We start from the raw sequence: 23115 nt of genomic DNA, 5'->3' as shown, positions 1-23115 counted from the left end.
CTCTCCGATGTACAAGTACTCTTGCCTGTGCCAACTAACGGTCAATTGCCGATTTCTGATAAATGCAATATCAATGTAGTTTGTAGGCTCGAAGTTTGACTGGAGGATATTTCCGTGTCGTCAACATTCACCTGGCTTGATTATTCCGAGCGAGAGCGTCGCAAGATGCTCGACGTAATTCACCTATTTGATGAAAAAGGGACACGTGACGAACTTGGCATCGGCGCAGTGCGTGATTCCTTCGCCGATCTCTTTTTTCCTGGAACAACGACCATCCAGACTCGTGCGAAATATTTCCTCTTTATTCCCTGGATACATCGTGACCTAGAAAAACGAAAGATTCCGTCGAACCAGTTTGCCGCGCAGGCCAGATCGCTAGAGGTTGCCCTCATTGACGCTCTTGCGAAATCTGATGACAAGGAAGGAACCATTGGTATAGATGCGCGGGCTTCATTGAAGAGGCTTCCCAGCAATGTTTACTGGCAAGGGATGGGAGCCTGGGGCATCAGACTATTCCCAGGTTCTCAGGATCAGTATCATCGTTCAATTGATGCCTTTTATCAATCGTCCACCCGGACCTTGCGGACTGATGATGGAGATCTCGCTGAAGGCCATGCTGCACGAAACTGGCATGCCACTATCCCACCCACTCCGAAAGATTTCCCCAAGGTTGCCACATTTGTGCTGAATTTTGATGAAGCGCATTACCTCCGGGAGCGCATCTGTAGCCGCGTTACTCATTCGCTGATGGCGTTTCTGGTGGATCGAGGAGTGATGACCGAGCCGGTTGAGTACCCCTGGGAGCATAGCCAGTACGGCGACTTTCCACACCAAATAAAGGAACAATTGAAACATGCCCGTAATTTTTCGGAAGCAATCCATGGTGCTTCACTGCTTTATAACCTTATGCTGGCCGAAAAAGCAGAGAATGTTAAATGGACTGACGAATACAGAGAGGAGCTCGATGGATGGGCTGTTAGAATCAAAGACAGGAATACTGCCTTCATCTCATGGGATAGAAAAAAATTCTGGTCAATTGTCGAGTCATCAGGGCAACAGGTAGCTTATCCAACCAAACTTTTCATAAATTCCTGGCTGGATATTACACTGAATTCAGTTAATGGAGATACCGTCACCGACAATGAGCAGGTGCGCCGTCTGATTCATGAGCGGGAAAGGGCGCTCAAAACAACTCTCGCCAGGCTGGACAATACTCGGGCACTCGAACTGTGGACCGGTGCTGCCGGTTCAACCCAGCTCAACTACCGGTGGCCGGTGACACAGAGAATTGTTTCAGATATCTTGAAAGGATTGGCAAAAGGAGGGGCAGATGCTTGATCCAGACGACCGTCGGCACCTGCTGGAGTCACTGCGCCCACCCCCTGGTTACGAACTCGACCATGCAATCGGCACCACCTTTTCACTGGATTTGCTGGCACTTCTCATTGCGCCGCTGGCGTTCACACTTTTTGATTGGGAAGATGAGAACGGTAATCTGAATGCAGACCCTCTGGCCTTGCTTGAGACGCTACGACGTTATGCCGGGCGTGTAAGTATATTCTGCCAGGCTGGCCAGATTTCTGTGCCGCGGGGAAGTCACCAGCTTTACGGATATCTGGAAAAGTCGATCTTCGAAGTCATGCCACCCAATGATCAAGGAGTTTTCCACCCCAAAATTTGGGTGCTTCGGTTCACCGCTCCAGATGCTCAGACCCGCTACCGGCTCTTATGCTTGAGCCGTAATCTCACTTTTGACCGATCCTGGGACACCGCACTTGTCCTTGAGGGCGTGTTAGCCGACAGGCAGCGGGCATTTGGTACCAACAATCCTCTTGGTGATTTTGTCGCAGCACTCCCAGAATTAGCGCTCCGCCAGATTCCTGACCAAATTAAGACAACCGTTGATATGATCCAGCATGAACTGCGCCGGGTAAGTTTCGAACTGCCGGACGGATTCGATGAAATCTCTTTCTGGCCACTCGGTTTCAAGGGAGCCCGTCGTTGGCCGTTTGAAACGCGTATCGATCGCATGCTGATAGTCTCTCCGTTTGTTTCGGATGGCCTACTTTCCCGCATTGCCAAGGTCGGCCAGGGGCATATTCTAGTGTCACGTACTGAGGAACTCGACACTCTTGCTCCAGCGACCCTAAACTGTTTTGAGCGGGTTTATCTGCTAAGTCCTGCAGCAGATCCGGATGATGATGGGGGAGCGGAGCCTGAAAAAGAAAAGGGGAATTCTCTGTCAGGTTTGCATGCTAAGCTCTTCGTTGCCGATGCCGGTTGGAATGCAAACGTGTGGACCGGTTCCGCGAATGCCACCAATGCCGCCTTCAAAAACAATGTGGAATTTCTAGTCCAATTGACCGGTAAGAAAAGTCGATGGGGGATCAATACCCTGACGCCTCAGACAGGCGAGAGAACAGGTTTCATGAAACTGCTGCAGGAGTACTCCCCAAATCCTGATTCAACTCCCGTCGATCTGGAGATGAAAGCGCTGGAAGATACTGCAACTGATGTATGCCGAAGCCTTGCCGCCATCGGACTGTCGGTAAACGTAATGGGTCTGGAGGAACAAGACCTTTTTCGGCTGCAGCTTGTTCATCAAGGGAATAAGGGTCTCCTTCTTCCTGTCGGGGTCTCGATACGTTGCTGGCCCATTACTCTTAGTGATGCCATGGGGATTGAAGTAAAGAAGGACCCAGGAAATGTTGCTGAATTTATCAAGGTTTCTTTTGAGGCTTTAACATCTTTTTTCGCCTTTGAGGTGACGGCAAGCAGGAACGAGAAAAAGTTCGGTTGCCGATTTGTTTTAAATCTGCCGCTCGATGGAGCGCCTGAGGATCGTTCAGACCGCATCATGAAGTCGCTGCTTAAAACACGTGACCAAGTGATCAAGTTCATTTTTATGCTGCTGGCAGAAGGTGGAGGCGACGTCTATCAGGCGATTCTCAACGGTCGGGCATTGCTATCGGGAGGCGCAGGCAATGGTTCCTCTGGCGCCGGTATTCCCCTGTTTGAAACAATGGTCCGCACGCTGGAGCGCAATCCTGCAAAACTGGATCAGATAGAGCGCCTTGTTGCTGACCTAAGAAAAACCGAGGATGGACAACTGCTTCTTCCTGAGAGTTTCGACGCTATATGGAAACCGATCTGGGCTGCACGGGAAAGGAACCGATAATGTCGGTAAAGAACGCAGTGCGGCCGAATACAATATCCATTCTCGCTGGGTTGAAGGACTTCCAACGCAGAACGGTTGATTACGTATTCTCTCGGCTTTATGGCAATGATGATCCCTCGCATAGGTTTCTCGTCGCCGATGAAGTCGGTCTTGGCAAGACAATGGTCGCAAGGGGGGTCATTGCCAAGGCAATCGAGCATCTGTGGGATAAGGTTCCGCGTATAGATATCGTCTACATCTGCTCCAATGCTGACATCGCACGTCAGAATATCAATAGGCTCAAACCAAGCGGGCAGAGTGAGTTCGCCCTCTCATCACGGATAACCCTCCTGCCGATTGAGATCAAGTCCCTGCAGGAAAACAAACTGAATTTCATCTCGTTTACCCCGAGCACATCTTTTGACCTCAAATCGAGTCTGGGAACTGCCGATGAGCGTGCTTTGCTCTACTGGCTTCTGAACAGGGCGTGGGGGATTGAGGGGAGCACCGGCCCTTTCAATGTTCTGCAAGGATACGCCGACAAGGACCGTTTCCGCGCACTTGTTAATGGGTACCGCGAGAGAAACCATATTGATTCATCCCTGGCCCAGAAGTTCGCCGATGTTCTGACCAGGTATGTAAAGAATGACAAGGAAGCTGGTCGAACAGATTTTAGGTCTCGCTTTGATAGCCTCTGCAGCAGTTTCGCTCGGGCACGCAAATATGAAAACATTCCTGATGTAGAGAAACGGGAGCGTCTGAACTTCGTCGGGGAAATGCGATCTTTGCTTGCAGAAACGTGTCTGGCCGCGTTGGAGCCGGATCTTATCATTCTGGACGAGTTCCAGCGTTTCAAGCATCTTCTGGACGCGGAAAGCGAGACGAGCCGGCTTGCCCATGGCCTATTTGATTATGCGGATGAAAACTCCTGTGCTCGTGTTCTTCTTCTTTCTGCGACTCCCTACAAGATGTACACGCTCTCCGAGGAATCTGGCGAAGATGACCATTATGAGGATTTCATGCGTACCATGCGTTTCCTGGAGCCGGGGAATTCCCCTCTCTTCGAAAAGCTGGTGGGTAATTATCGTCGGGAACTTTATCGCCTTGGGAACGGCAGCAGCGAAATGCTCGAAGAATCCAAACTTGGTCTGGAAGCGCAACTTCGCCGAATCATGGTTCGGACAGAGCGGCTCGCAGCAACAGAAGACCGTGATGGCATGCTTATGGAAATACCCCCTGTCAACGTAACTCTCGAAACTCAGGATCTGAATTCTTTCCTGGGGATGCAGAAAATAACGAAAGTTCTGGATCAGGGTAATGTTCTAGAGTACTGGAAGTCAGCTCCGTATCTGCTCAATTTCATGGATGACTACAAGCTGAAACAGGTTTTCGTGGACGCCATCTGCATTTCAAATAAAAATGAAGAACTTGCCGAAGCCCTTACTACCGCTGATAACCTTCTCCTTCCTTGGGGTGAAATTGTCAAATATCACGAAATTGATCCTAACAATTCTCGCCTGCGCGCATTGCATGCAGATGTTATAGAGACCGGTGCCTGGCAGTTACTTTGGATTCCCCCGGCTCTTCCGTATTACCGGCTTGAGGGACCTTTCGCAGATCCTGCCTTACGTAAATTTACCAAGCGACTGGTTTTTTCCTCGTGGCGGATGGTTCCCAAGGTCGTGGCCACGATGCTCAGTTATGCTGTCGAGAGAAGGATGATTTCCTCTTTCGAAGAACATCCTGAGAATTCGCTGGACGCCAGGAAGCGGCGACGCCCCCTCCTTCGCTTTGCCCGCACTGACGAACGATTAACCGGCATGCCATTGCTCGGCCTCCTCTATCCGTGTACAACCCTTACGAAGTATTGCGACCCGCTCCAGTATGAAACAAGTCTTGACTTGCCGTCTCTGGTAGAGGTCCTTGAATGGGCAGAGCGGGTAATTGAACAACTGCTGGTAAGTATTAAGTCTGGGGGCGAAGGTACCGGTCCCGAAGACGAAACATGGTACTGGGCAGCGCCGATTCTTCTTGATCTCCAATTTGATGCCGAATTGTCAAGAGAATGGTTGCGTTCCCCTAACCTAGCGGGTAGTTGGTCTGACGGCACCCATGATCAGCAAGAAGGCGGCGAGGACGAGTCTGCCTGGTCTTCTCATGTGGAATATGCCCTGAAGCTGGCAAATGGCGAACTTACTTTAGGCCGAAAGCCGGCTGATTTATCCCGCGTCCTTGCACAAATCGCGCTTGCAGGACCGGGTGTCTCCGCTCTCCGGTCGCTAGCCAGGGTTACCGGAGGGGTCAATAACATTACCTCGGTCATTAAAGGGTATGCCGGGCAGGTTGCCTGGCGTTTTCGATCCCTGTTCAATCTCCCCGAAGTGACAGCCTTTATAAGAGGCCTGAATCGTGAAGAACCTTACTGGCGGAGAGTAGTTGAATACTCTGCGGCAGGGGGATTGCAGTCGGTTCTAGATGAATATGCTCATACCCTGCGAGAGTCGCTGGGCCTTGTAGATCATGCGCCAGGGGAGATCGCCCGGCAAGTTTCCATGGTTATGGGGGAATCGCTCAGTCTACGAACGTCAACCCTTGGGGTAGATGACGTTGTCGTAAATATAGATAGCAATACCGTCAAGGTGGAAGGAAAAAGAATGCGTGGGCATTTTGCTCTCCGCTTTGGGGAGGAAAAAAACGATGATGGCGCTGTTATCACCCGGGCGGGGCAGGTAAGGGATGCTTTCAATTCTCCGTTCTGGCCGTTTGTTTTGGCGACGACTTCAGTGGGACAGGAAGGTCTCGACTTTCACACCTATTGCCATGCCGTTGTTCACTGGAATCTACCTTCGAACCCTGTTGATATGGAACAGCGGGAAGGACGTGTTCATCGTTACAAAGGACATGCCGTTCGCAAGAATCTTGCAAGTTATTATGGAGTGAGTAAAGTCAGATCAGCAGAAAAAAATGATCCATGGGAGGCTATTTTTGACCATGGGAAGCAAGATCGTGCAGGCGATGCGACTGATCTTGTGCCATTCTGGATTTACCCTTTGGTGGGTGGGGCTAAAATTGAGCGACATGTTCCAACATTACCACTCAGCAGGGATCGTGATCGCCTAATTGCGTTGCGTAAATCGCTTGTTGTCTATCGAATGGTTTTTGGTCAGGCAAGGCAAGAGGATCTGGTTGAATACCTGCTATCCAGGTTTCCTGAATCCGAGGCTTCGCGAATTACTCAACAGTTAAGTATTAATCTTGAGCCGCCCTTGTGAAACCAAGTTATTGTGTTTCGGGCAATGAGTTGTTAATGAGTTAGTAGGGATATAAGACTTCCTCGAACAATATACCTACGCTTTAGTTCAAATGCGCATATGAAAATAATAATGGGGTCTGCGAAAAAATGTGACATTACATGGTAATAACAAACAGTCTGCTGTCCCTTCTGCACTTCAAACAGCTTTAGATTAATTAAGGGTCAATACCCCCTGCCATTGCCATCTATGACGGTTACCACGTTTCCCCTGGCCACTGCCTGATCATCCCGAATCGGCACATAGTCTCACTCTTTGAATCAACCAGAGAAGAACAGACTGCCTATCGATAAAAGCCGGCGTAACATTATGGTCGTTAGCCAAAGTAGTTGACGCAGTCCCAGTATTTACAAGAAAAACCCCGCTGCACCTTCCCCCCCAATAGATATACATAATAGAAGCAATAAATTTCCGCTGCCACAGAGACGTTAATGTCAGTCACTTCGAGGTTCACCGGTTACTCCCGGTGTCAACTCGTCCTGATCAACCCGGCACTGAACCGCCGACGGATCTACTTCCTGGAGGTCTGCCAGGGGCTATTCCATGTAGTCCTGTTCAGGGCATGGGGCAGGATCGGTTATCGGGTGCGATGTAAAGAGGAATGGTACCCTAAAATTGAGGATGCCATTAAGGAAGCTAATCGCCTTTATCGCGAGAAGACACGCAAGGGGTACCGGGAGACGCCACTGAAATGAGATGTCTATTTCTCAGTCAATGTTCGACAAGAATCTGTAATCGGCTGAATTAGACGGATAACTATACATTTCCCCAATTATGTATAGGTATTCCGCCCAAAAAAACGGCCAACTGACTGGCCGGTTTTACGTCACACTTCGACAGAAAATTACAAGGGGGGGCAGGTTGTCAAAGATCACGGAACGCGCTCTCAGCAAAGCGTGTATTTCAGCAAACAACAATCAGCTCAAATCCTGGGACTCGGGTCTGAAGGTCGAGCGAACCGGGACCGGGTTCACCGTTAACCGTCTTTATCGACGCCCACGGCCAGACCGGGTGCCAAGTGTATCGCTCTACCACGGCCCTCCTCGGGAAGTCATGGCTTTCATCAGCGGGTTTGTCAGCGCCGTAGCGCAAACCTCCCTGAACTGCAACGAATCGGAGCATTCGCATGAATAATGACATCATCCCGACCGGTGGCCCCCATTCGGCACTGATCTCCAGCCAGATCCCCGACAACCTGCCAGCGGATCTTGAAGCCGCAGTACGAAACTGGCTGGAACGTGAAGTTGCCCTGGGTGATCCACGCGAAGACACGATCAAAACCTACACGTCCCACCTCAACCATTGGCTCCGCTGGTGTAACGCCCGTGGCATCACTCCGGCTGCCATGACCCAGGCCGATGTGGAGAGCTTTCGCCACGAACTCATCCAGGCCGGCATGAAAGCATCGTCAATCGCGGTGAAGCTGACCGTCATCAGACGATTTTACCAGGTCGCCATGAACCGGGGGTTGATCGCCATCAATCCGGCGGCCAATGTTCGCCCCCCTGTCGCACGGGAAGCTAAATCTGAGCAAAAGCATCTTACCGCCGGCCAGGCGGAACTGCTAATCATGCACCTTCCCGAACTGGGCAGCATCAAGGGATTGCGCGACCGGGCCATCATAGCCCTTATGCTGCTCGAAGGGCTCCGTCGTGTCGAAATCAAACGGGCCAACGTCGAAGACATCGAAGACGTCGAGGGTGGTGTGCGCATCCTGGTCCACGGCAAGCGCAAAGATGGTTATATCTATCCCCGGGAAGATACAGTGGCCGCCATCCGGGCCTACCTTGCGGCCAGGGGTGAGGTCACCGTCGAGGAAACCACCATCCATCACCGGCAAGCGTTTGTTACGCCAATGTTTCTCAGCGTGCGCAAGAATGGCCGAGGCAGGGGGCGGATATCGCGTATCGGCCTCAATAGCGTCATTGACGGCTACCTGAGCAAAGCCGGCCTGAAACGGAAACGGGTTTCCTGCCATGCCCTGCGGCACACCTGCGGCACAATGCTATACGATGTCACCAAGGACATCCGGGCTGTTCAGGATACGCTGCGTCATGAGGACATCAGCACCAGCGCCATCTATGCCGCCAGTGGCCGGGAGCATAAACGCTTCACCAGGAAAATTCCTCTGGCAATCACTACGGCGCCGACACCGCCGGTTGGTGATTCATGCATCCCATCGGCTCCTGATCAGGAGACAGAGGAGTCTCCATGATTCTCTGGGACCACGAAGGCAAGCCCGTTGTCTGTGATCATAAGGATCTCACTCCTGGGGTGCTGACCATGATTTCCGGGATAAGCGACCACTTCGATCGTGGGACTTGCCCTTTTTGTAACAGAAGCTACACCCAGGAATTGTCATGCCATCACCTACGCAATATCCTGGTTGTCGAAGGAGACGCCTATTGGCACCACACCTTCATCAACACATCTGGCACTCGGTTCCTGTCAGTCAGCAATGATGACGGACTCAATGGCCCGGCAGTTCAACATTGTGAAGCCTGCACCTCGCCCCGGCAGAAGGTCGGCATGATTCATGTGAGGTTCACCGAGGAAGACGACCCGCGCATTCGGGTTGTATCCTATTGTTCCGATGAATGCGCTATGATGCACTGGCGATGGGAATTGACAGACTTTCGGAAACGGGAAGCCGTTCAAAGCTGGGTTCAGAACGCAGCTTTGAGCGCCTGAACTGTCATGTTTAGAGCCATTCATCACCCTTGTAGTGCGGTTTGACTTTATACTGACCGTCACCGACAGAAAGGAAGAATTTTTTGTAGGTGATGCTGTGGCTGTCACTGGCTCCGTTTGCAAGCGTGACATTGATATGGTTCTCACTAGGCTCAGGCTTCCAGTTTTTTGCTTGGACCAACTTTCTGACATCTTTTATTGAGAACGGCTCCAGGATCATCCCTGCATTGACTGCCGCCACAATTTCTCGATTTAACCCTCTTCCATATTTAGGCATTGGGCACTCCTATAATTTAGGGGTATCCGCATTATATGATTAATTCTGAGTACTCAATACGTCAAATAATAATACTATCTGGGATCATGATAGTTTCTTCAGTTTAGTTGTTTTCTATAGTCACTTAAATATATTACCTTTCGCTGGTCATACGCGTCTTCTTCTCTGTCAACCTGCTCAGCCATAGCTATAAATTCTGCTCTATCCTTCTCATCCATATCTTTCGCCATCATCAGCACATCTTCCATGAATGTCATAATATCCTCTCAAATCATTGTGCCAAGTAATGTTGTCTCATTTCGAAAAAACTTTGCTAAGTAGTAGCGAAATTTCACATTACTTTCCCACGTTGCTTCTCAATCCATTGTAGAGCCTCGCCGAGTATCTCCGATGGACGTTTCAAATACCTTTTTTCCTCTTGGGGACCTTGATCTGGAGCCTCCCAATAACTGCCGCCGTCATTAGTACAAACGATAGTTAGTCGATCGCTAGCTTTGCACGCCGATGTTGCCGTAACAATCTGGTCTGCCAGTATAAAGCACTGCCGGATCTCCCGGATCTGAGCTTCAAAGTCATCATTATTTACGTAGGTATCACCCCCATGATGTATGTAAGTAGCAGCCCAAAATAATTGTAAGAACATTCGTAAGGGACCAAAAACTAGGAAGTAATGTATTGCATATCTGGTTGGGCTGTTAACTGCTCTCGAGAGGATAACGTAATCATCCACCTGATTCTTGATGGCCTCATCCACATAGAACTGTAGATAGTTCGGTGACGTAGGGATTTCCCGCGTGGAAAAATCCAAATCTGTCCGCTTTTTCAAGCGCACTGCAAGTTCTTTGGGAATTGCAGGCAGGTCAAAACCAGCGTCTTGGAAGAGTTGCCTTGCTTTGTCTTTATCGGTCAATTTGCAATATATTTGTTTTTTGTATTTCTCCCTGAAGTCAGATAAGTCATAAACACTCTCCTTGTAAAGACCATAGCCCAGAAAGTTCGCAACTGCGACTTTGACAACTAATCCATTTTCATCAGGGATTTCTTCTAGGTTTTTAAGCTTTGTTGATTCCGGGTCATGGTTGGCAAGCATCAATATCAATTCGATTGAATTATCGAGATGCTCGACAGGATTATTATTATCTCCCACTCCAAAATCAACTAACCCCAACTCCCGTTTTTGCCTAAACATCTCAAGCACATCTATCTTAAGTTGCTCAACGTTGCCTGGTTTTGCAATGAAAGCGGATACATCTTTAACATGATCCATTAGTCCCGCTTTTCCACTCAAGGCTTGTGTATAGTATTTCAATTCACAAATTGCCAGTTTAGGCAGGAATTTTTTGGGATTTTTACGATGACTTCCATCAGATTCCCATTTGATTGCCAGAAGATCGAATCGAGCTCTCTTGTCATTCGCCATGGAATCATATTCAATATCAACGATAAAATAATCAGTAGCGTTCGAAACAATGGAGTAGTTGTTTTCTCGCACAATAAGTTGTTGAAACTCTCTTTCACTTCCATCTTTGTGACTCGCGAAATAAAAATCAATTGCCTGTTTCATTTGTGGGAATGCTTCCACTATGCTTTTGGAATCACTTTCACTAGATACTTTCTTCGGGAATACAGGTAATTGCAATTCCTTATACCTGTCATAGTTTGCATCGAACTCACAAATATAAATATTAGTACTTGGCTTGATTCCTAATATTTTACCGCCACGATAATAAATATGGACTTCGTTTGATCGGATCTGAAAATCTAGTGTTCTATCTTTTTGTATGCGATTCACAATGGGATGGAGTATTCCCCCATCCTTTAATGCTGCCATGAATTCAGATTCAAGCCGTCGCATTTTACCTCCAATTTAAAGAATAAATTCTACGCCATCTTCAATAATTTCAACATGCTGGAATAATTTGCCATATTGGCCACTGTGCTCCGTATGCACCGGGACCAGCATTTTTGGGTTCAGTGCCTCTGCAAACATCCTTAAATCCTCAACTGTTGCATGCCCGCTGGTATGGGCATACACGAAGTTGACCTGCGCATCGCTTCGATAACCTGCCATGGCTTCAGCACCGAAATAATCTTCATCCTTGTATGAAAGATACCCAAGCCATTGAGAATAAATGACATTGACCGGTTTTATTCCTTTATAAAAGTTGATGGTCTTATAATGTGACATCTTGCCGAAATACAGGTAATCAGCGGGATTTGCCTGAATCTCTTCTTTGGAAATTCGATGCTGATAAACCCGTTTACGGAAGTCTCCAAAAAAATCCGGATTATCTTTCAGCTTCTCGTGTTGGCTGTAAGAAAGCTTGATCTTTATTTGATCCCATTCCATGGCTGGTATGTTATGTGATACCAACTTGAGCTTTTCCAGAACCCAGGCTGTGTAAATATCAAGAACCAATGTCTTACCAGCATGTCGGCACGCTCGAAAGGCTGATACTACCCTGTCAATGTTTTGTGAAGATGAGATGAGAAAAGTTATGTTTTCCTGCTCAGCTATGGTTTCATATATCTTCCGTTCGACATCGGCTTCCGTAGGGAAGTCGTCGTTACTCCGCTGAATCATCGTCCCTTCCATAAAGAGGAGATCAATATCCTTGGGCGGATTCTTGATGATCTTGTCAAAGAGTATGGACTTTCTGCCATGAGCCCTGAAATCTCCGCTGTAGAATAATCTCTTTCCTTCTGATTCTATCAGGAAACCATAGGCATCAACGGCAGAATGATCCATCAGGTATGGAGTAATGGTGAAATCACCGATGATAAAAGATTGCCAAGCTTTGAAATACTGGATTTCATTTTTCAGCAAATCATTGCCGAGAAGCATTCTGGTGGCATTAATAAGGTTTTTACTCAACTCCCCCATATAGACTGGGATATCGTGATCAAGAGCCTCGATCAGTCCGAAATGATCCTGGTGAGGATGGCTTATAAGCACAGCATCTGGCGAAAGATTGGCAACGTCAAGATCTTTACTGCCCTTGCTTAACGGCAGACCGAGATCAAGGAGAATCGTGCTCTGTCCAGTTGAGAGTTGGATACAGGTACCACCAATTTCAATGGCACCACGATGAATTTTAATCCGCATCGCGATTTCCGATGATTAGCTTTGTAGTATATGTATAAATCACGTCACTCCTCCATAATGCGATAGGACCTGGGTAACGTTTATGATCATGGTTCTATGTCACTATTTTGGAAAAACTCATCCAAATAGCGGCAGGCCAGCTGATGCAGCCCGGGAGTTTTGCTCTCGCGCGGGCCAGCGACATTCAGCACCTTGATTTTGTTCTGGTTGAGCCATTCCGCAAGCGTGGCCACCTTCGGTTTGTCCGCATCCAACTGGATTACCAGGTGAGGTTTGTGGTGCTTATGGGCACACTCCACGGTTAGCCGGGTTCCCCCGGACAGCTTGCCGATATTAAAAATCAGGGTCCCGTCCGATTCTATGACGTTTCTTTCGGTACGGGCGGAATAACCTCCCTTGGCCATTTCAACTAGTGGATAGTGCTCGGGCACTATGCCATCCTCAGCCAGACGACCCTTAGGGCAATAACCACCGACAGGGAGTCCGACTTTCATGGCGGCATCAAGCCCGGCACGGTCGGCACCGGTTTGGCCGCCGGATACGATTTTTTCCAGTTGGACATTCACAGTGTGTTACCCCACACCGATTGCAGCATCTCTCTGAAGAGCTGATCTAGGGCATCATAGTCAGCGACCGGAGTCGGCCTTTTGCCAGACAACAAGCTGTAATGATCAAGCATCTGCTCAATGAATTCGTTCAGCACTGGTACCTTTGGCGCCGTGTCTAACTCATCACCTGACATTTTCCGAGCAAGAAGTTCATCGATGGCAGCATTGAGAGTGACAGATAACCGGGAATCTCTTACCAGTTTGCTGAACTCGGTTGGAGGCATGGTCCCGTGCTTTTCAATCCAGAGGCAGGCAAGTATCGGACGCAGCACGTAAAGATACTTCTTGAGCCTGACGACCTCTCCTTTCAGATACTCACGGTAATTGCCTCGTGCCATATGCAAGTAGTGGTACATGCTGCGTTGCGGTTGAAAGGAAGTGGTCAACATTTCCCGCAACTTATTGGCAAGTCCGAAAGCATCCTTATAGATGATCGGAGAACCGAGCCACTCCAGGAGTGGCGGATTGGACTTACTGAAAAGGCCCAGCGCTTTTCTCAGATCCCAACCACTGATGTCGAGGTCATCTGAAATCGGACACTCGATCACGTCCCGCCGGTCTCGAATCGAGAGATACCAGTCCGGTATGTGAATATAGATGAACCGGACATCGTAGTCGCTGTTACGGGAGGCAAAACCCCAGGCACGGCTGCCGGATTCTACTGCGTAGAGAATACGCACGCCATGGGCGGTTTCGATATTCGAAAGTTGCTCGGAAATACTCATTTTCATAATCACTTCATTGACGCATAGCAGCGTTGATTTCATCCAAATTTATTGCCACGATTTGCTGCTCTTCTCCAGCCCGATCACTCTCTTTTCGATCTATCCCCAGTTTTTTTACCAAATAGTAAAGAAGGGCTATCCTGCATTTAAACTTCAATTCAAAATCAGTCATTCCATAATCCATGACGACAATATTTTTCTGTGCTTCGTTCAGTTTTGGATTAGGTCCGATTATAACATCTATATAGTTAAACCACTTGTAGTCGCTATTCGCGTCAACATCAGATTCAGATGCCGTAGAGGCTGAAGCTATCCTACCGAGCACAAAATCTTTGAAGATATTACTTTCGTGACAGTATGCCCTGACATGCCACCTTGATCCATCCGTTCCAAAGGCATGTGGAGAAATCAGTCGAGTGTTTCCAGGCTTTGAATTGTTGAATGATCGATAATCCAGCGAGACGATCTTCTTGTTCTTTATTGCCTGAACCAATGTCCGTAATACATCAAGGTCTATGACACGTGAAGGATTTGGAGCAACACCAACATAATCCGATCCACAAGTGGCAATGTTCTCGACTGGTGGACACAAAATGGTAGAGAAATACGCATTAGCTGATAACTCGATGAATATCGGCGCGAATGTATCGGTTGGCACGTAGTATTTAGCGCTTGAATTATAAGTGATGTTTTGTGGGGCCATTTCCTGGTATTTCGTGAAGTCAACCGATGCCTGGGGGATGGATATCCCGAATTCTGCCGTCAAGTCACCTCGGTTAACCCTTCCTTCCCAATACAACTTGAATTCAAGAAATTGAAGACGTTTCTGCGTACTCCATGGAATCGTAACTGACTGATCTTCCATATTAGCCTCCCCTTCTGTCGGTGCGAATAAAAACTATATTGACATAGAAACTATTCGTATATATATTATGCGTACAGTTTTTATACCCGTCTTGGCGGAAAACTTCAAGGAAAAAAGGAGTACATCATGAGCACGGAAAACCACCCAGATCATCCTGAGCAGGACAAGAAAAAGTATCATTTCAAAATTGACAACACCCCCTACACGTGGGATCAGCAGTTTATCACGGGGGCGGAGGTCAGGAGTGTTGGCCCTGGAATTCCAGAGAGCATGGACTTGTTCATCAAGGTTAAGGGGAAACCTGGCAGTTTGGTGGCCAATGAAGACGTGATCGACCTTGCTGATCCAGGGATCGAGAAATTCTACTCCCAAGAGTCCAGTTCAAGTGCAGGTACCAATTAATGCCACTCCTCTTTGACGAAGATTACCTGATTCTCCAAGAATCAGGGTTGGAATACGAAGAGGACGAAGCCCAAAGATTTCTTCTGATCAAGAACTTCCCGCTCACGAATGGCTTATACGTTCATTCAGGCGTTACCCTTGAGAAGGTAGAGGTCCTTTGGATTGTCCCATCTGACTACAATACAAGTGGTGGGGATATGTTTTGGGTTCATCCAGCCCTGTCACGGGCCGACGGGAAAGAGATTCCTTCGGTCTTCGGCTTTGGTGGTGGCGATGCTCGTAATTTCAAGGGGAAGGAGTACTGCCGGTGGTCGCGCCATTGGAATAGCGCATCATGGAAACCAAAATCCGACAACATCCAGAAGGTTCTTGATCGAATTGAATGGGCGTTGAAAAATCCGGATGCGAAACGATGACCGGCCACCGTATTACAATGTTGGGTAGCCATGACAGTGCTCTACAAGAGTGGCTCTGCGGTCACCCCGATGGCCATGAACGTGGTGCACTCGTACTGTTTCGACGATTAGCGCGAGTAGTGAATCATATCCCTGCATCAGATCGTTTTTTGGCAGTTCATGTGATTGAGTTGACTGGTGACTGGATCATTGATAGTTCATCAACCCACCTCACAATAAACATGCGCAAGTTGCCGGATATTTACTTTAAATGTGAGACCGAAGGGCTTGTCCTTGGGTTCGTCCATAATCACCCCGTAAGCAGCATAGAGTTTTCAACTCAGGACGAAATCAACGAACTCAACATCCTCCATGGCCTGTCAGGTTGCAACGGGGAAGCATCCATTCTGGTTGCCATGACATTAACTGATGGCAGGTGGAATTCAAGGATACGTCAAGGTCATTCACCAAGATCAGTATTGCCAGTTCGGCACCTGAGCGTGTTGTCAGACAAAATTGATCTCCATGGCATTACGCTTCCTGATGAGACCCCGGAAATTCTGTTGCGTCAGGAAGCAGCATTCGGAAAACCCTTTAACTCCAAACTCCATTCGCTACGCGCAGTAGTGGTTGGCGCAGGAGGAACTGGATCGGCGGTTGCAACACTATTGGCGCGGGCTGGTATTGGGGAGTTGATCATTATAGATGGTGACGACCTTTCCGGGTCCAATATGAACCGTGTTCGTGGATATCGAGCTAAAGATATTGGGAATAATAAGGCCGTCTCCCTTAAGGACTTTATCGACAGCCTCAAATTAAACATAATTGTTACGGCAATTAATGGCTACTTGAACGAATCATACGAAGCAATTGACGCACTTTCGAGTGCAGATGTGGTCTTTGGGTGTACGGATGACATCGCTGGAAGGAATTTGATGAACCAGGCCATCTATTATCATGCCCAAGTCTACATCGATTGTGGATTGACAGGACGAGTCGACGTCCATGAGGATGGCTTTCCGTACCTTCGTGACCATCGTGGCAGGGTTAGTTGTATTCTGCCTGATTATGGCGCATGTCTTCGCTGCCAGCGTGTTGTCACTGACGAAAAGTTGAAGTATGAACAGGCAATTAAAGATAATCCGGAACTGGCAAAACTTGATCCTGACACCTTAAAGCGAGAATATTATTTGGTAGGTGGAGGTGAACAGGCACCAGGGGTTGGGCCATTTACAAGTGCAACTGCGGATAACGTTGTTGCGACGTTTATGGATCTGATCAGACCTTATAGAAGCATTTCAGAAGAACTCAGGCAGGACAACATCTGGATTGATTTTGTCCACATGACAATTCATAGCAATGAACCTGTTGACGACCCTAACTGTATATGTTGTCGAACTCATTTGCTTCTGCTCAGGAATGAAGGTAAATACCGATTGGAAATGCCAATATTGGGTGAGATAAATGGGCCTGAATAATTTTTTCCGTAAAATATATGAATTTGTTTTTCCGCAAAAGCAGACAAAAAATCATGATGCTTACCCTGAAAGCAGTTTCTCAGAGCCAAAAGTACATTATAACTCCCTGCAAATCGCCAACAAAACTCCTGGGAATGCAGCTATCAAAGAAAATGAATTCATAGCTGTGGTCCACGAAAATACCCCATATTGGGCAATGTTTAGATGCCCGTGCGGATGCGGAACTGTTATTTCTCTATCGTTACAAAGAATCCATAAGCCAAGTTGGACCGTAGAAAAAAGTAACTATGGGCGACCTTCTCTTTACCCGTCAGTATGGCAAAACAAGGGATGTTGCAGTCATTTTTGGATAAAAGATGGCAGAGTCCACTGGTGCGGGAACTCAGGAGTCGAGCCATGGATTGCTGACCCAGAACATTACTCAAGACCAAAAAAAGCCTGAACATTAGTGTAATGGCGTCGACCTTGCGATAAATTCCGCAAACGGTTTAATTTCCCCACGCGAACTCGCTGCCTCAAGTGCTGCCATGTAATTACTCCGCTGCTCAATTCGGATTACTGTCCACGGATACCCGCCAGAAGCCAGCATGGCATTCATCAGAAACCGCCCCAGTCTACCATTGCCGTCAAAATACGGATGGATGTACACAAAAAGAAAATGTCCCAGAACAGCTCTTACTGCTGCGCTGGGTTCAGCCTCCAGCAGGTCGCACAGTTCCGGCATCATGTCGCGGACTGCATCCTGTGAAGGTGGAACATGGGTTGCTCCCCTGATAAAAACCTTGTCAGTTCTGTAACCAGCCAGATCCGCCGGCTTGAGAAAACCAGCATCTACATTGGGTGAGAAAAGTTTGCGATACCATGAAGCGTGATCCTGCCGGAAAACAGCGCCTGGGTTTGCCCCTATCAAAATACTTCTGATCGTATTTTTGACCTCATTATGAGCAAGCCAGTACCCATGTGCCGCCATGGCATTTTTCATTTCCGCGTCAGAGTCATTACTGTCCGGATTCCAGTCCCCGGTAGCGACCTTTTGAATAAGTTCCGGAGTGACTCGATACCCCTCAATGGAGAGAGAGTGATATGCATCGGTTTTGTAGTTTTCTTCAACTACGTCCATAAACTTCTCAATGTCAGACGGGATGCCGGGTTCAGGCGGAAAACATCCGGAAACGGTCTCTCGCATGGCTTGCCACATTAAACGCATCCGCAGAACATAAGGCGATTGCGCTCTGGTGAATGCCAGAGCCGGCGGTGCTACACTGAATGGATTTGTCTCGTTGACCACATATCCTGCTGCTCTCATGGTTGCCAATACATTATCCGCCAATTCTTCACGCCCCGAAGCCCGCAAAGCCCCGACAAGGCGCCCGGCAACAATGCTATGCCCTCCTTCAAGCAGTTCCCTGTTGAGATCCGACGCGTCCCGCAACTGATGAAGTGCGATATGGGCATCTTGGGCGTAGGTTGTAAAAAACGCTTCCGGCACACGGACGAGAGCTACCGCAAGTGTCAGAACACGGATTCGCTCCACCATCTGGATTTTAGCGGCAGGAACAAAATCCTTTGCCTTGTAGTCCAGGATCGAGCAATTATCAGGCAGCTTCAACAGGCCGTTTTGTCCAAGCGGAGAATGGACCACAACCTGCTGCGGCGTAATAGTCTTACCCGAATGCAGAAATAATGAGTATTCAGCTGACACATGCCATTGTTCACCAAACCGCTCGGTGCAATAGCCCTGGATGAAGTCACGCATCGCAGCATACCAGGGTGTACTGTCACCGGTCTCTTCGCCAGGCCGGCAGGGCATATACCACCCCTTGACAATCGGTCGCAGGAAGCCATTCTTGACTAGACTTTCCCGCTGCATTCGTGACAGATCACTCGACTTTATGGCGGTTTTACCGTCGTCCTGCAACCTCTTCAGGGCGGTTAGAGCATCGGCAAGCCTGCGTTGTGCCGGAGTTGTAGCCATTGCACTCCCTCTTTCATAGCTAGATTATTGTGATTCACAATAGCTAGATTATTATGCATTGTCAACGCTAGATTATTGCGTGTTGTTGCGGCAAGATTATTCTGTGCATCAACGAATAAAAGGCGACCACTTGGGCCGCCTCTATCCAGACCGGACGGGTATCCGGACTGAAGATGCTAGTAGGGTTTCACCCCAGAAAGAATGGCAAGAACCTCGAATTCGCCTCCTGCAAGATTGCTTCTCTGCAGAGCCTTCTCAAACTCCTCCCAACTCAGTGTGAACTCCCTACCGTTAATGCGTGCTCGAACTGACATGACTCTATCCCCCTTATCGTTTTGATGGTGGCCCAAAAGGGCTCCCTACAACCACCGCTTGGACGGTGGCTCTAAGGAACCCTTTTGGGCTGGGGGAAGAGTCGAGGGAGGGTGCATAGCACCGCTCCCCCGTTATTTATAAGAGTCCCTTTTCGACAAAACTCAGGAACTCGTCATCACCTACTATGATGTGATCCAGCACCTTGATGCCGAGAATCTCGCCACTTTCCTTGAGACGTCTGGTAATGGCGATATCTTCCTGGCTAGGTGTCGGGTCACCTGTCGGGTGGTTATGCACGAGAAGGATGGCTGCCGCATTGGACAGGCATGCTGTCTTGAAAACCTCCCGTGGATGAACGATGGCCTGGTTGAGTGAGCCGATGGACACCCGGTCGAAACAGACGATCCGGTTCTTGCCGTCCAGATGCAGCACCACAAAATGCTCCTTCGTCTCACGCCGGAGATCCCGGAACATCTCATAGACCTGCTCGGGTTTCGTGAAGCGCATGGATACCCACTCAGGGGCATCATCGCGCACCACTTCGTTACGGTAACGGGCCTCGATAGATTTCATCATGATACGTTTGGTGACCGGTGGTACCGGCTCACCGAAAAGATTGAGTTTCATGTCCTCCTCCGATAGAGAGGGCGGACTTCCCCCAGGGGGCAGTCTTCGCCCCCACAGGGTTGATTGTTATTGATTCAGCTCTGGAGAGCCAGTACAGCCTCCCGAAAGTTCACGCCATCCATTTCCATCGTGGCGCTGATCGAATCCCATGACCGGTTGCAGACAAAGCAATGGACATGGTTATCGTACAGCGCCATGGACGGATTGCGGTCCTTGTGAAACGGACAGCAGCGGTACCGCCCCTTGGAAAAGTCGATGATGCTGGTGATGGGATACTGACGGGCCTGGTCGATCATCTCCGGGGTTATCCCACCGGGTGCCTGCACCGTCTCCTTGCCGTTGACGTGGTTGAGAAGCGCTGTTGCCTCCCGTTTCAGGGGGCGCAGCTCCTTTTCCTGGTCTCTGATGAAGGATTCAGTCAGGGCCTTGACCAGCGGATCAGAACTTCGCTCGATCCGCCGTTGGGCTCCCCAGATTTCACGCTCCAGATGTTTGATTTGCGGTTGCAGGAAGGCCAGTCGGCGCATGATCGCATAGCGTTCCGGTACGCCGAATTCCTTTGCCGCAGAGATGACGGTTTTCACAGTCATTCTTCTCGTACCTCCTGTAGTGTGATGGCCTAATGTTCATGCTGTGCCTCCGACTACTCGTACCGAACGAAAAGGAGTCCCCCAGACAGCTTCGCCGCCGGAACTGCTCCGGGATTTGATCTCCAGGTGGCATGGTATCCACCCGGTTGACCGTCCGACGATGAAACGTCGGCGATCCCCGTAGCAGTCGATGACCTCCACGCGTTTTCCCTCCAGACCGATCAGGTCGGCTGTCAGGTCGACACGCGAGCGCCATCCGGTCGAGATATTCTTCTGGCGAGCTTTATCAACCAGGGCAGCGTACTTGCGATAAGCTGCCATGGTGCCGCGTTCGGTTGGAACAGGGGAATGTTCAGGAGAGTTCAGTTCAGTTGCCAAGGCTGCCGCCTTGTTCAAGACGACATCGAAGCCCAGGCAGGTATAGAACTCGCCATGGTCGAGAACATAAACACCGCCGGCATAGCCGGGGTTGAGAGTGATTTTTGTGGGCATGGTCAATCTCCTTTGCCATTAGCCAGGCAGACAGACTTCCCCCCGGGGAGTATCGTGTCTCCCCGCTGGATGGATTATGATTATTGGGTCAGTCGCGCAGTCGTTCGTCCCAGCAGCACTCGCCGATGAAATGAGCGTATTCGTCTCTCTGGTAGAAGATGCGTGCGGAGGGTTGCGGAATCATGTTGCCGCAGCCGACGCACTTCACTGCCCGTTCAATGGGGCTGTCTGCTACCGTCAGTTCTCGGATGAAGGTTCCATCGCAGTTCTGACATTCAAAAATCTCCCGGTCGATCCCCAACAGGGTGTCGGTTCGTGAGACTTCCAGAAAACAGCCGCATACCGGGCAGCCGAAATGATCAGGTATACCGCTTTCGGTATTTCTCTCATGTTCGTAATTGTTGCGGGCGACGCAAAGATTCTCCTCAAAGTCAATTTCCATCCGCTCACAAAAATGCATCAGGTCCGTGAGCATGTCCTTGACGTCGTCTTCGTCGCCATCGAAATCCCGACCTTCAAGGGTCAGGCAGTAAGCCTGCATGACCGTGTCGATCCTGCCGGCACGTTCCTCGTTGGTCGGTTCGTCTGTCGCTTGTTCAAGAGGGCTCATGTCACCACCCCCTTGCGTTCATTTGATTGAGAACCATTTCCAGATCGATTCCGGACTCGGTAATCTTCTCGATGTGTCCAACAGCATGGGCGATTTCGCCGCTGCTCTGGGGTACGTTGAGGAGACATTCCTCCTCGAATCCCTCGACATCGTAGTCGAGAATGATCAGGTCCAGATCCGAGATCCGTTCCGGTGCATTGCTGATAACGCTCTGCACCAGTCCTCCTTCGAGGATGACACCGACAATCGGTTTTGCTGGGGGCGAGTCATCCGTTCCCGGGCCAATGTTGCCGGTTTCAGTCTCACTGATCCGCTCTTCCAGCCACTGGCCGGTAAAGCTGTACTGGATGTCGTCGGCAGTAATGAAAATCGCTCCGCCGCCGAAGCCATCCGGTCGCATCTTTGAGCAGGTGTAGGCGCTCTCCTTGGAGATCCAGGGAAGTTCGCCGTTGGAGCGGCGAATAATCTTTTGGAACCGGTTGAGAAGATCGTCCTCGGTGAGTTCGATCTCTTCACCGTCGGGTTCTTCCGAGTCGAGGTAGCCGTTGCAGCACCACTCATCCGCGTAGAGGTAGAACTTGTCCTCGCCGTCGGGTTCGAGAGTGATACTGAACGCCTCGATGAAACGCCGATCCTCGTCTGTGAGCAGATGTTTTGGAATGGAAGGTTGAAAAATTGCTTGGGAATAATAGTCTGCCATGGTCAGTCTCCTTTGCTTGATGCTGCGGGGAAACAGATCCCCCGTAGGGAGACGTGTCTCCCCGGCGGGGTTGGCAATTGGTAATCAGGAAACCCTTCTGATGGTGCCGCCTTTGTCGGTATACCACCCGGGGGGAACTGACATGCCGTCCGAGACAACGAACAACATCTCGGGGCGGTGCTTGTTCCGTACGAGATAGTAGCCGCGGCCCTTGGCATCAAAGGCTTCATAGGCGGCCATACCAATGGGGTCGTTCATGGGCTGCCAGGCGAGACAGCTGAGGTCCTTTCCTCTCATGGCGCCACTCCTTCCCCGGAACCGTGGAGATTGTATTCGTTGTCTCCACTTTCCGCGTAGGTTTCCCGTTCGTCATAGACATCCGGCTCATCGAGCACCGTGAGCAGCACGGTGTCGGTTTCCCACCTGACATCTGTATGTTTGTAGTACCCCGACCAGAAGAAATCGCTGTCGGTGACGTTCAGAGTGTGGCACTCCATCCGCCCATCGAATTCCTTCAGGGCAACCTTCCCGTCAACCGAGTCGGTGTCCCAGTCTGCCGTCATGAAATCACAGACGTAGTTGAACTCCGAGACCTTGTAGACTTTCAGATCACGGACTGCGACTGCCAGCGCCTTGATCCGCTCGATGAGCTTGGCGTCAAGATCTATGATGGCGTAGTCCGCGTTGTCGGAGCAGAACTCGCTGTTGTCATGAACAGGAATGATCAGTTTTTTCATCGTAAAGCCTCCTTGTTGGGTGTTGTAGGGAGGCGTCCCTAACGGGGGATCACC

24 protein-coding genes and 1 pseudogene are annotated in these 23115 nt (G+C 49.5%); 10 read left to right on the top strand and 15 right to left on the bottom strand.

The window, feature by feature from the left end:
- Positions 1-114 precede the first annotated feature (114 nt).
- From KI810_RS06020 to KI810_RS05995, 6 genes are all read left to right on the top strand, one after another.
- Positions 115-1338, top strand: a complete 1224-nt coding sequence (locus KI810_RS06020) for a DUF6361 family protein (RefSeq protein WP_214174540.1) — start codon at positions 115-117, stop codon at positions 1336-1338.
- Positions 1331-3178, top strand: a complete 1848-nt coding sequence (locus KI810_RS06015) for a phospholipase D family protein (protein ID WP_214174539.1) — start codon at positions 1331-1333, stop codon at positions 3176-3178. Before KI810_RS06020 ends, KI810_RS06015 begins: the two co-directional genes overlap by 8 nt.
- A complete protein-coding gene (locus KI810_RS06010; RefSeq protein WP_214174538.1) occupies positions 3139-6429 on the top strand; it encodes a helicase-related protein in 3291 nt (1096 codons plus the stop codon). Before KI810_RS06015 ends, KI810_RS06010 begins: the two co-directional genes overlap by 40 nt.
- Positions 6430-6899: 470 nt before the next feature.
- Positions 6900-7163, top strand: a complete 264-nt coding sequence (locus KI810_RS06005) for a WGR domain-containing protein (protein ID WP_214174537.1) — start codon at positions 6900-6902, stop codon at positions 7161-7163.
- A 431-nt stretch (positions 7164-7594) separates the two neighbouring features.
- Positions 7595-8683, top strand: a complete 1089-nt coding sequence (locus tag KI810_RS06000; RefSeq protein ID WP_214174536.1) for a tyrosine-type recombinase/integrase — start codon at positions 7595-7597, stop codon at positions 8681-8683.
- On the top strand, positions 8680-9159 hold the full coding sequence (locus KI810_RS05995; protein ID WP_214174535.1) for a hypothetical protein: 480 nt from the start codon (positions 8680-8682) through the stop codon (positions 9157-9159). The genes KI810_RS06000 and KI810_RS05995 overlap by 4 nt, the downstream gene beginning before the upstream one ends.
- A 10-nt stretch (positions 9160-9169) precedes the next feature.
- On the opposite strand, the gene KI810_RS05990 is transcribed toward KI810_RS05995, so the two are convergent.
- The 7 genes from KI810_RS05990 to KI810_RS05960 all read right to left on the bottom strand — a co-directional run bounded on the left by KI810_RS05990 (position 9170) and on the right by KI810_RS05960 (position 14740).
- Positions 9170-9436 (bottom strand): hypothetical protein, encoded by a 267-nt coding sequence (locus KI810_RS05990; RefSeq protein WP_214174534.1) that lies wholly within the window; start codon positions 9434-9436, stop codon positions 9170-9172.
- 98 nt (positions 9437-9534) lie between these two features.
- Positions 9535-9684, bottom strand: a complete 150-nt coding sequence (locus KI810_RS05985) for a hypothetical protein (protein WP_214174533.1) — start codon at positions 9682-9684, stop codon at positions 9535-9537.
- Between the two features lie 83 nt (positions 9685-9767).
- A complete protein-coding gene (locus KI810_RS05980; protein ID WP_214174532.1) occupies positions 9768-11291 on the bottom strand; it encodes a hypothetical protein in 1524 nt (507 codons plus the stop codon).
- 12 nt (positions 11292-11303) lie between these two features.
- Entirely contained in the window at positions 11304-12542 is a 1239-nt protein-coding gene (locus KI810_RS05975) for an MBL fold metallo-hydrolase (protein ID WP_214174531.1), read from the bottom strand.
- Between the two features lie 86 nt (positions 12543-12628).
- On the bottom strand, positions 12629-13108 hold the full coding sequence (locus tag KI810_RS05970) for a putative molybdenum carrier protein (protein ID WP_214174530.1): 480 nt from the start codon (positions 13106-13108) through the stop codon (positions 12629-12631).
- Complete coding sequence (locus KI810_RS05965) at positions 13105-13881, bottom strand: nucleotidyltransferase domain-containing protein (RefSeq protein WP_214174529.1); 777 nt, start codon at positions 13879-13881, stop codon at positions 13105-13107. Before KI810_RS05965 ends, KI810_RS05970 begins: the two co-directional genes overlap by 4 nt.
- A 7-nt stretch (positions 13882-13888) precedes the next feature.
- The gene (locus KI810_RS05960) at positions 13889-14740 is read right to left on the bottom strand and encodes a WYL domain-containing protein (RefSeq protein ID WP_214174528.1); all 852 of its coding nucleotides are present in this window, start codon (positions 14738-14740) and stop codon (positions 13889-13891) included.
- A 126-nt stretch (positions 14741-14866) separates the two neighbouring features.
- Between KI810_RS05960 and KI810_RS05955 the strand changes: the two genes are divergently transcribed.
- The 4 genes from KI810_RS05955 to KI810_RS05940 are packed head-to-tail and all read left to right on the top strand — an operon-like array spanning position 14867 to position 17457.
- Complete coding sequence (locus tag KI810_RS05955; protein ID WP_214174527.1) at positions 14867-15142, top strand: multiubiquitin domain-containing protein; 276 nt, start codon at positions 14867-14869, stop codon at positions 15140-15142.
- Positions 15142-15558, top strand: a complete 417-nt coding sequence (locus KI810_RS05950) for an E2/UBC family protein (protein ID WP_214174526.1) — start codon at positions 15142-15144, stop codon at positions 15556-15558. The genes KI810_RS05955 and KI810_RS05950 overlap by 1 nt, the downstream gene beginning before the upstream one ends.
- Entirely contained in the window at positions 15555-17015 is a 1461-nt protein-coding gene (locus KI810_RS05945; protein ID WP_214174525.1) for a HesA/MoeB/ThiF family protein, read from the top strand. Before KI810_RS05950 ends, KI810_RS05945 begins: the two co-directional genes overlap by 4 nt.
- Positions 17002-17457 carry a ubiquitination-like system serine protease family protein gene (locus KI810_RS05940; protein ID WP_214174524.1) on the top strand — a complete coding sequence of 152 codons (456 nt, stop codon included), beginning with the start codon at positions 17002-17004 and terminating at the stop codon, positions 17455-17457. Before KI810_RS05945 ends, KI810_RS05940 begins: the two co-directional genes overlap by 14 nt.
- Positions 17458-17460: 3 nt before the next feature.
- Here the strand turns inward: KI810_RS05940 and KI810_RS05935 are convergent, their stop codons facing one another.
- The 8 genes and pseudogenes from KI810_RS05935 to KI810_RS05900 all read right to left on the bottom strand — a co-directional run bounded on the left by KI810_RS05935 (position 17461) and on the right by KI810_RS05900 (position 23061).
- Positions 17461-18990: a Fic family protein gene (locus KI810_RS05935; RefSeq protein WP_214174523.1), complete on the bottom strand. Its 1530-nt coding sequence runs from the start codon at positions 18988-18990 to the stop codon at positions 17461-17463.
- 450 nt (positions 18991-19440) lie between these two features.
- Positions 19441-19815 (bottom strand): annotated as a pseudogene (gene radC / locus KI810_RS05930) (RadC family protein); the annotation flags it as partial.
- Between the two features lie 191 nt (positions 19816-20006).
- Positions 20007-20522 carry a CHC2 zinc finger domain-containing protein gene (locus KI810_RS05925; protein ID WP_214174521.1) on the bottom strand — a complete coding sequence of 172 codons (516 nt, stop codon included), beginning with the start codon at positions 20520-20522 and terminating at the stop codon, positions 20007-20009.
- A 36-nt stretch (positions 20523-20558) separates the two neighbouring features.
- Positions 20559-21014, bottom strand: coding sequence for a hypothetical protein (locus KI810_RS05920; protein WP_214174520.1), 456 nt, complete (start codon positions 21012-21014; stop codon positions 20559-20561).
- A gap of 88 nt (positions 21015-21102) precedes the next feature.
- Positions 21103-21624, bottom strand: coding sequence for a hypothetical protein (locus tag KI810_RS05915; protein ID WP_214174519.1), 522 nt, complete (start codon positions 21622-21624; stop codon positions 21103-21105).
- A 1-nt stretch (position 21625) separates the two neighbouring features.
- Positions 21626-22324 (bottom strand): hypothetical protein, encoded by a 699-nt coding sequence (locus tag KI810_RS05910; protein WP_214174518.1) that lies wholly within the window; start codon positions 22322-22324, stop codon positions 21626-21628.
- Between the two features lie 84 nt (positions 22325-22408).
- A complete protein-coding gene (locus KI810_RS05905) occupies positions 22409-22621 on the bottom strand; it encodes a hypothetical protein (protein WP_214174517.1) in 213 nt (70 codons plus the stop codon).
- Positions 22618-23061: a hypothetical protein gene (locus tag KI810_RS05900; RefSeq protein ID WP_246525162.1), complete on the bottom strand. Its 444-nt coding sequence runs from the start codon at positions 23059-23061 to the stop codon at positions 22618-22620. The genes KI810_RS05905 and KI810_RS05900 overlap by 4 nt, the downstream gene beginning before the upstream one ends.
- Between the last annotated feature and the right edge of the window lie 54 nt (positions 23062-23115).

The sequence above is a fragment of the Geomobilimonas luticola genome (assembly GCF_018476905.1).
In the GTDB taxonomy this organism is placed as follows: Bacteria; Desulfobacterota; Desulfuromonadia; order Geobacterales; family Geobacteraceae; genus Geomobilimonas; species Geomobilimonas luticola.
The sequence above is the reverse complement of the archived record's forward strand: the minus strand, read 5'-3'. Positions and strand labels throughout refer to the sequence as shown.

What these genes read in the sequence shown, in the direction of transcription:
- KI810_RS06015 (WP_214174539.1), top strand. Translation starts at nt 1,331, where the DNA reads ATGCTTGATCCAGACGACCGTCGGCACCTGCTGGAGTCACTGCGCCCA.
- KI810_RS06010 (WP_214174538.1), top strand. Translation starts at nt 3,139, where the DNA reads ATGGAAACCGATCTGGGCTGCACGGGAAAGGAACCGATAATGTCGGTA.
- KI810_RS06005 (WP_214174537.1), top strand. Translation starts at nt 6,900, where the DNA reads ATGTCAGTCACTTCGAGGTTCACCGGTTACTCCCGGTGTCAACTCGTC.
- KI810_RS06000 (WP_214174536.1), top strand. Translation starts at nt 7,595, where the DNA reads ATGAATAATGACATCATCCCGACCGGTGGCCCCCATTCGGCACTGATC.
- KI810_RS05995 (WP_214174535.1), top strand. Translation starts at nt 8,680, where the DNA reads ATGATTCTCTGGGACCACGAAGGCAAGCCCGTTGTCTGTGATCATAAG.
- KI810_RS05990 (WP_214174534.1), bottom strand. Translation starts at nt 9,436, where the DNA reads ATGCCTAAATATGGAAGAGGGTTAAATCGAGAAATTGTGGCGGCAGTC.
- KI810_RS05985 (WP_214174533.1), bottom strand. Translation starts at nt 9,684, where the DNA reads ATGGAAGATGTGCTGATGATGGCGAAAGATATGGATGAGAAGGATAGA.
- KI810_RS05980 (WP_214174532.1), bottom strand. Translation starts at nt 11,291, where the DNA reads ATGCGACGGCTTGAATCTGAATTCATGGCAGCATTAAAGGATGGGGGA.
- KI810_RS05975 (WP_214174531.1), bottom strand. Translation starts at nt 12,542, where the DNA reads ATGCGGATTAAAATTCATCGTGGTGCCATTGAAATTGGTGGTACCTGT.
- KI810_RS05965 (WP_214174529.1), bottom strand. Translation starts at nt 13,881, where the DNA reads ATGAAAATGAGTATTTCCGAGCAACTTTCGAATATCGAAACCGCCCAT.
- KI810_RS05960 (WP_214174528.1), bottom strand. Translation starts at nt 14,740, where the DNA reads ATGGAAGATCAGTCAGTTACGATTCCATGGAGTACGCAGAAACGTCTT.
- KI810_RS05955 (WP_214174527.1), top strand. Translation starts at nt 14,867, where the DNA reads ATGAGCACGGAAAACCACCCAGATCATCCTGAGCAGGACAAGAAAAAG.
- KI810_RS05950 (WP_214174526.1), top strand. Translation starts at nt 15,142, where the DNA reads ATGCCACTCCTCTTTGACGAAGATTACCTGATTCTCCAAGAATCAGGG.
- KI810_RS05945 (WP_214174525.1), top strand. Translation starts at nt 15,555, where the DNA reads ATGACCGGCCACCGTATTACAATGTTGGGTAGCCATGACAGTGCTCTA.
- KI810_RS05940 (WP_214174524.1), top strand. Translation starts at nt 17,002, where the DNA reads ATGGGCCTGAATAATTTTTTCCGTAAAATATATGAATTTGTTTTTCCG.
- KI810_RS05935 (WP_214174523.1), bottom strand. Translation starts at nt 18,990, where the DNA reads ATGGCTACAACTCCGGCACAACGCAGGCTTGCCGATGCTCTAACCGCC.
- KI810_RS05925 (WP_214174521.1), bottom strand. Translation starts at nt 20,522, where the DNA reads ATGACTGTGAAAACCGTCATCTCTGCGGCAAAGGAATTCGGCGTACCG.
- KI810_RS05920 (WP_214174520.1), bottom strand. Translation starts at nt 21,014, where the DNA reads ATGCCCACAAAAATCACTCTCAACCCCGGCTATGCCGGCGGTGTTTAT.
- KI810_RS05915 (WP_214174519.1), bottom strand. Translation starts at nt 21,624, where the DNA reads ATGAGCCCTCTTGAACAAGCGACAGACGAACCGACCAACGAGGAACGT.
- KI810_RS05910 (WP_214174518.1), bottom strand. Translation starts at nt 22,324, where the DNA reads ATGGCAGACTATTATTCCCAAGCAATTTTTCAACCTTCCATTCCAAAA.
- KI810_RS05905 (WP_214174517.1), bottom strand. Translation starts at nt 22,621, where the DNA reads ATGAGAGGAAAGGACCTCAGCTGTCTCGCCTGGCAGCCCATGAACGAC.
- KI810_RS05900 (WP_246525162.1), bottom strand. Translation starts at nt 23,061, where the DNA reads ATGAAAAAACTGATCATTCCTGTTCATGACAACAGCGAGTTCTGCTCC.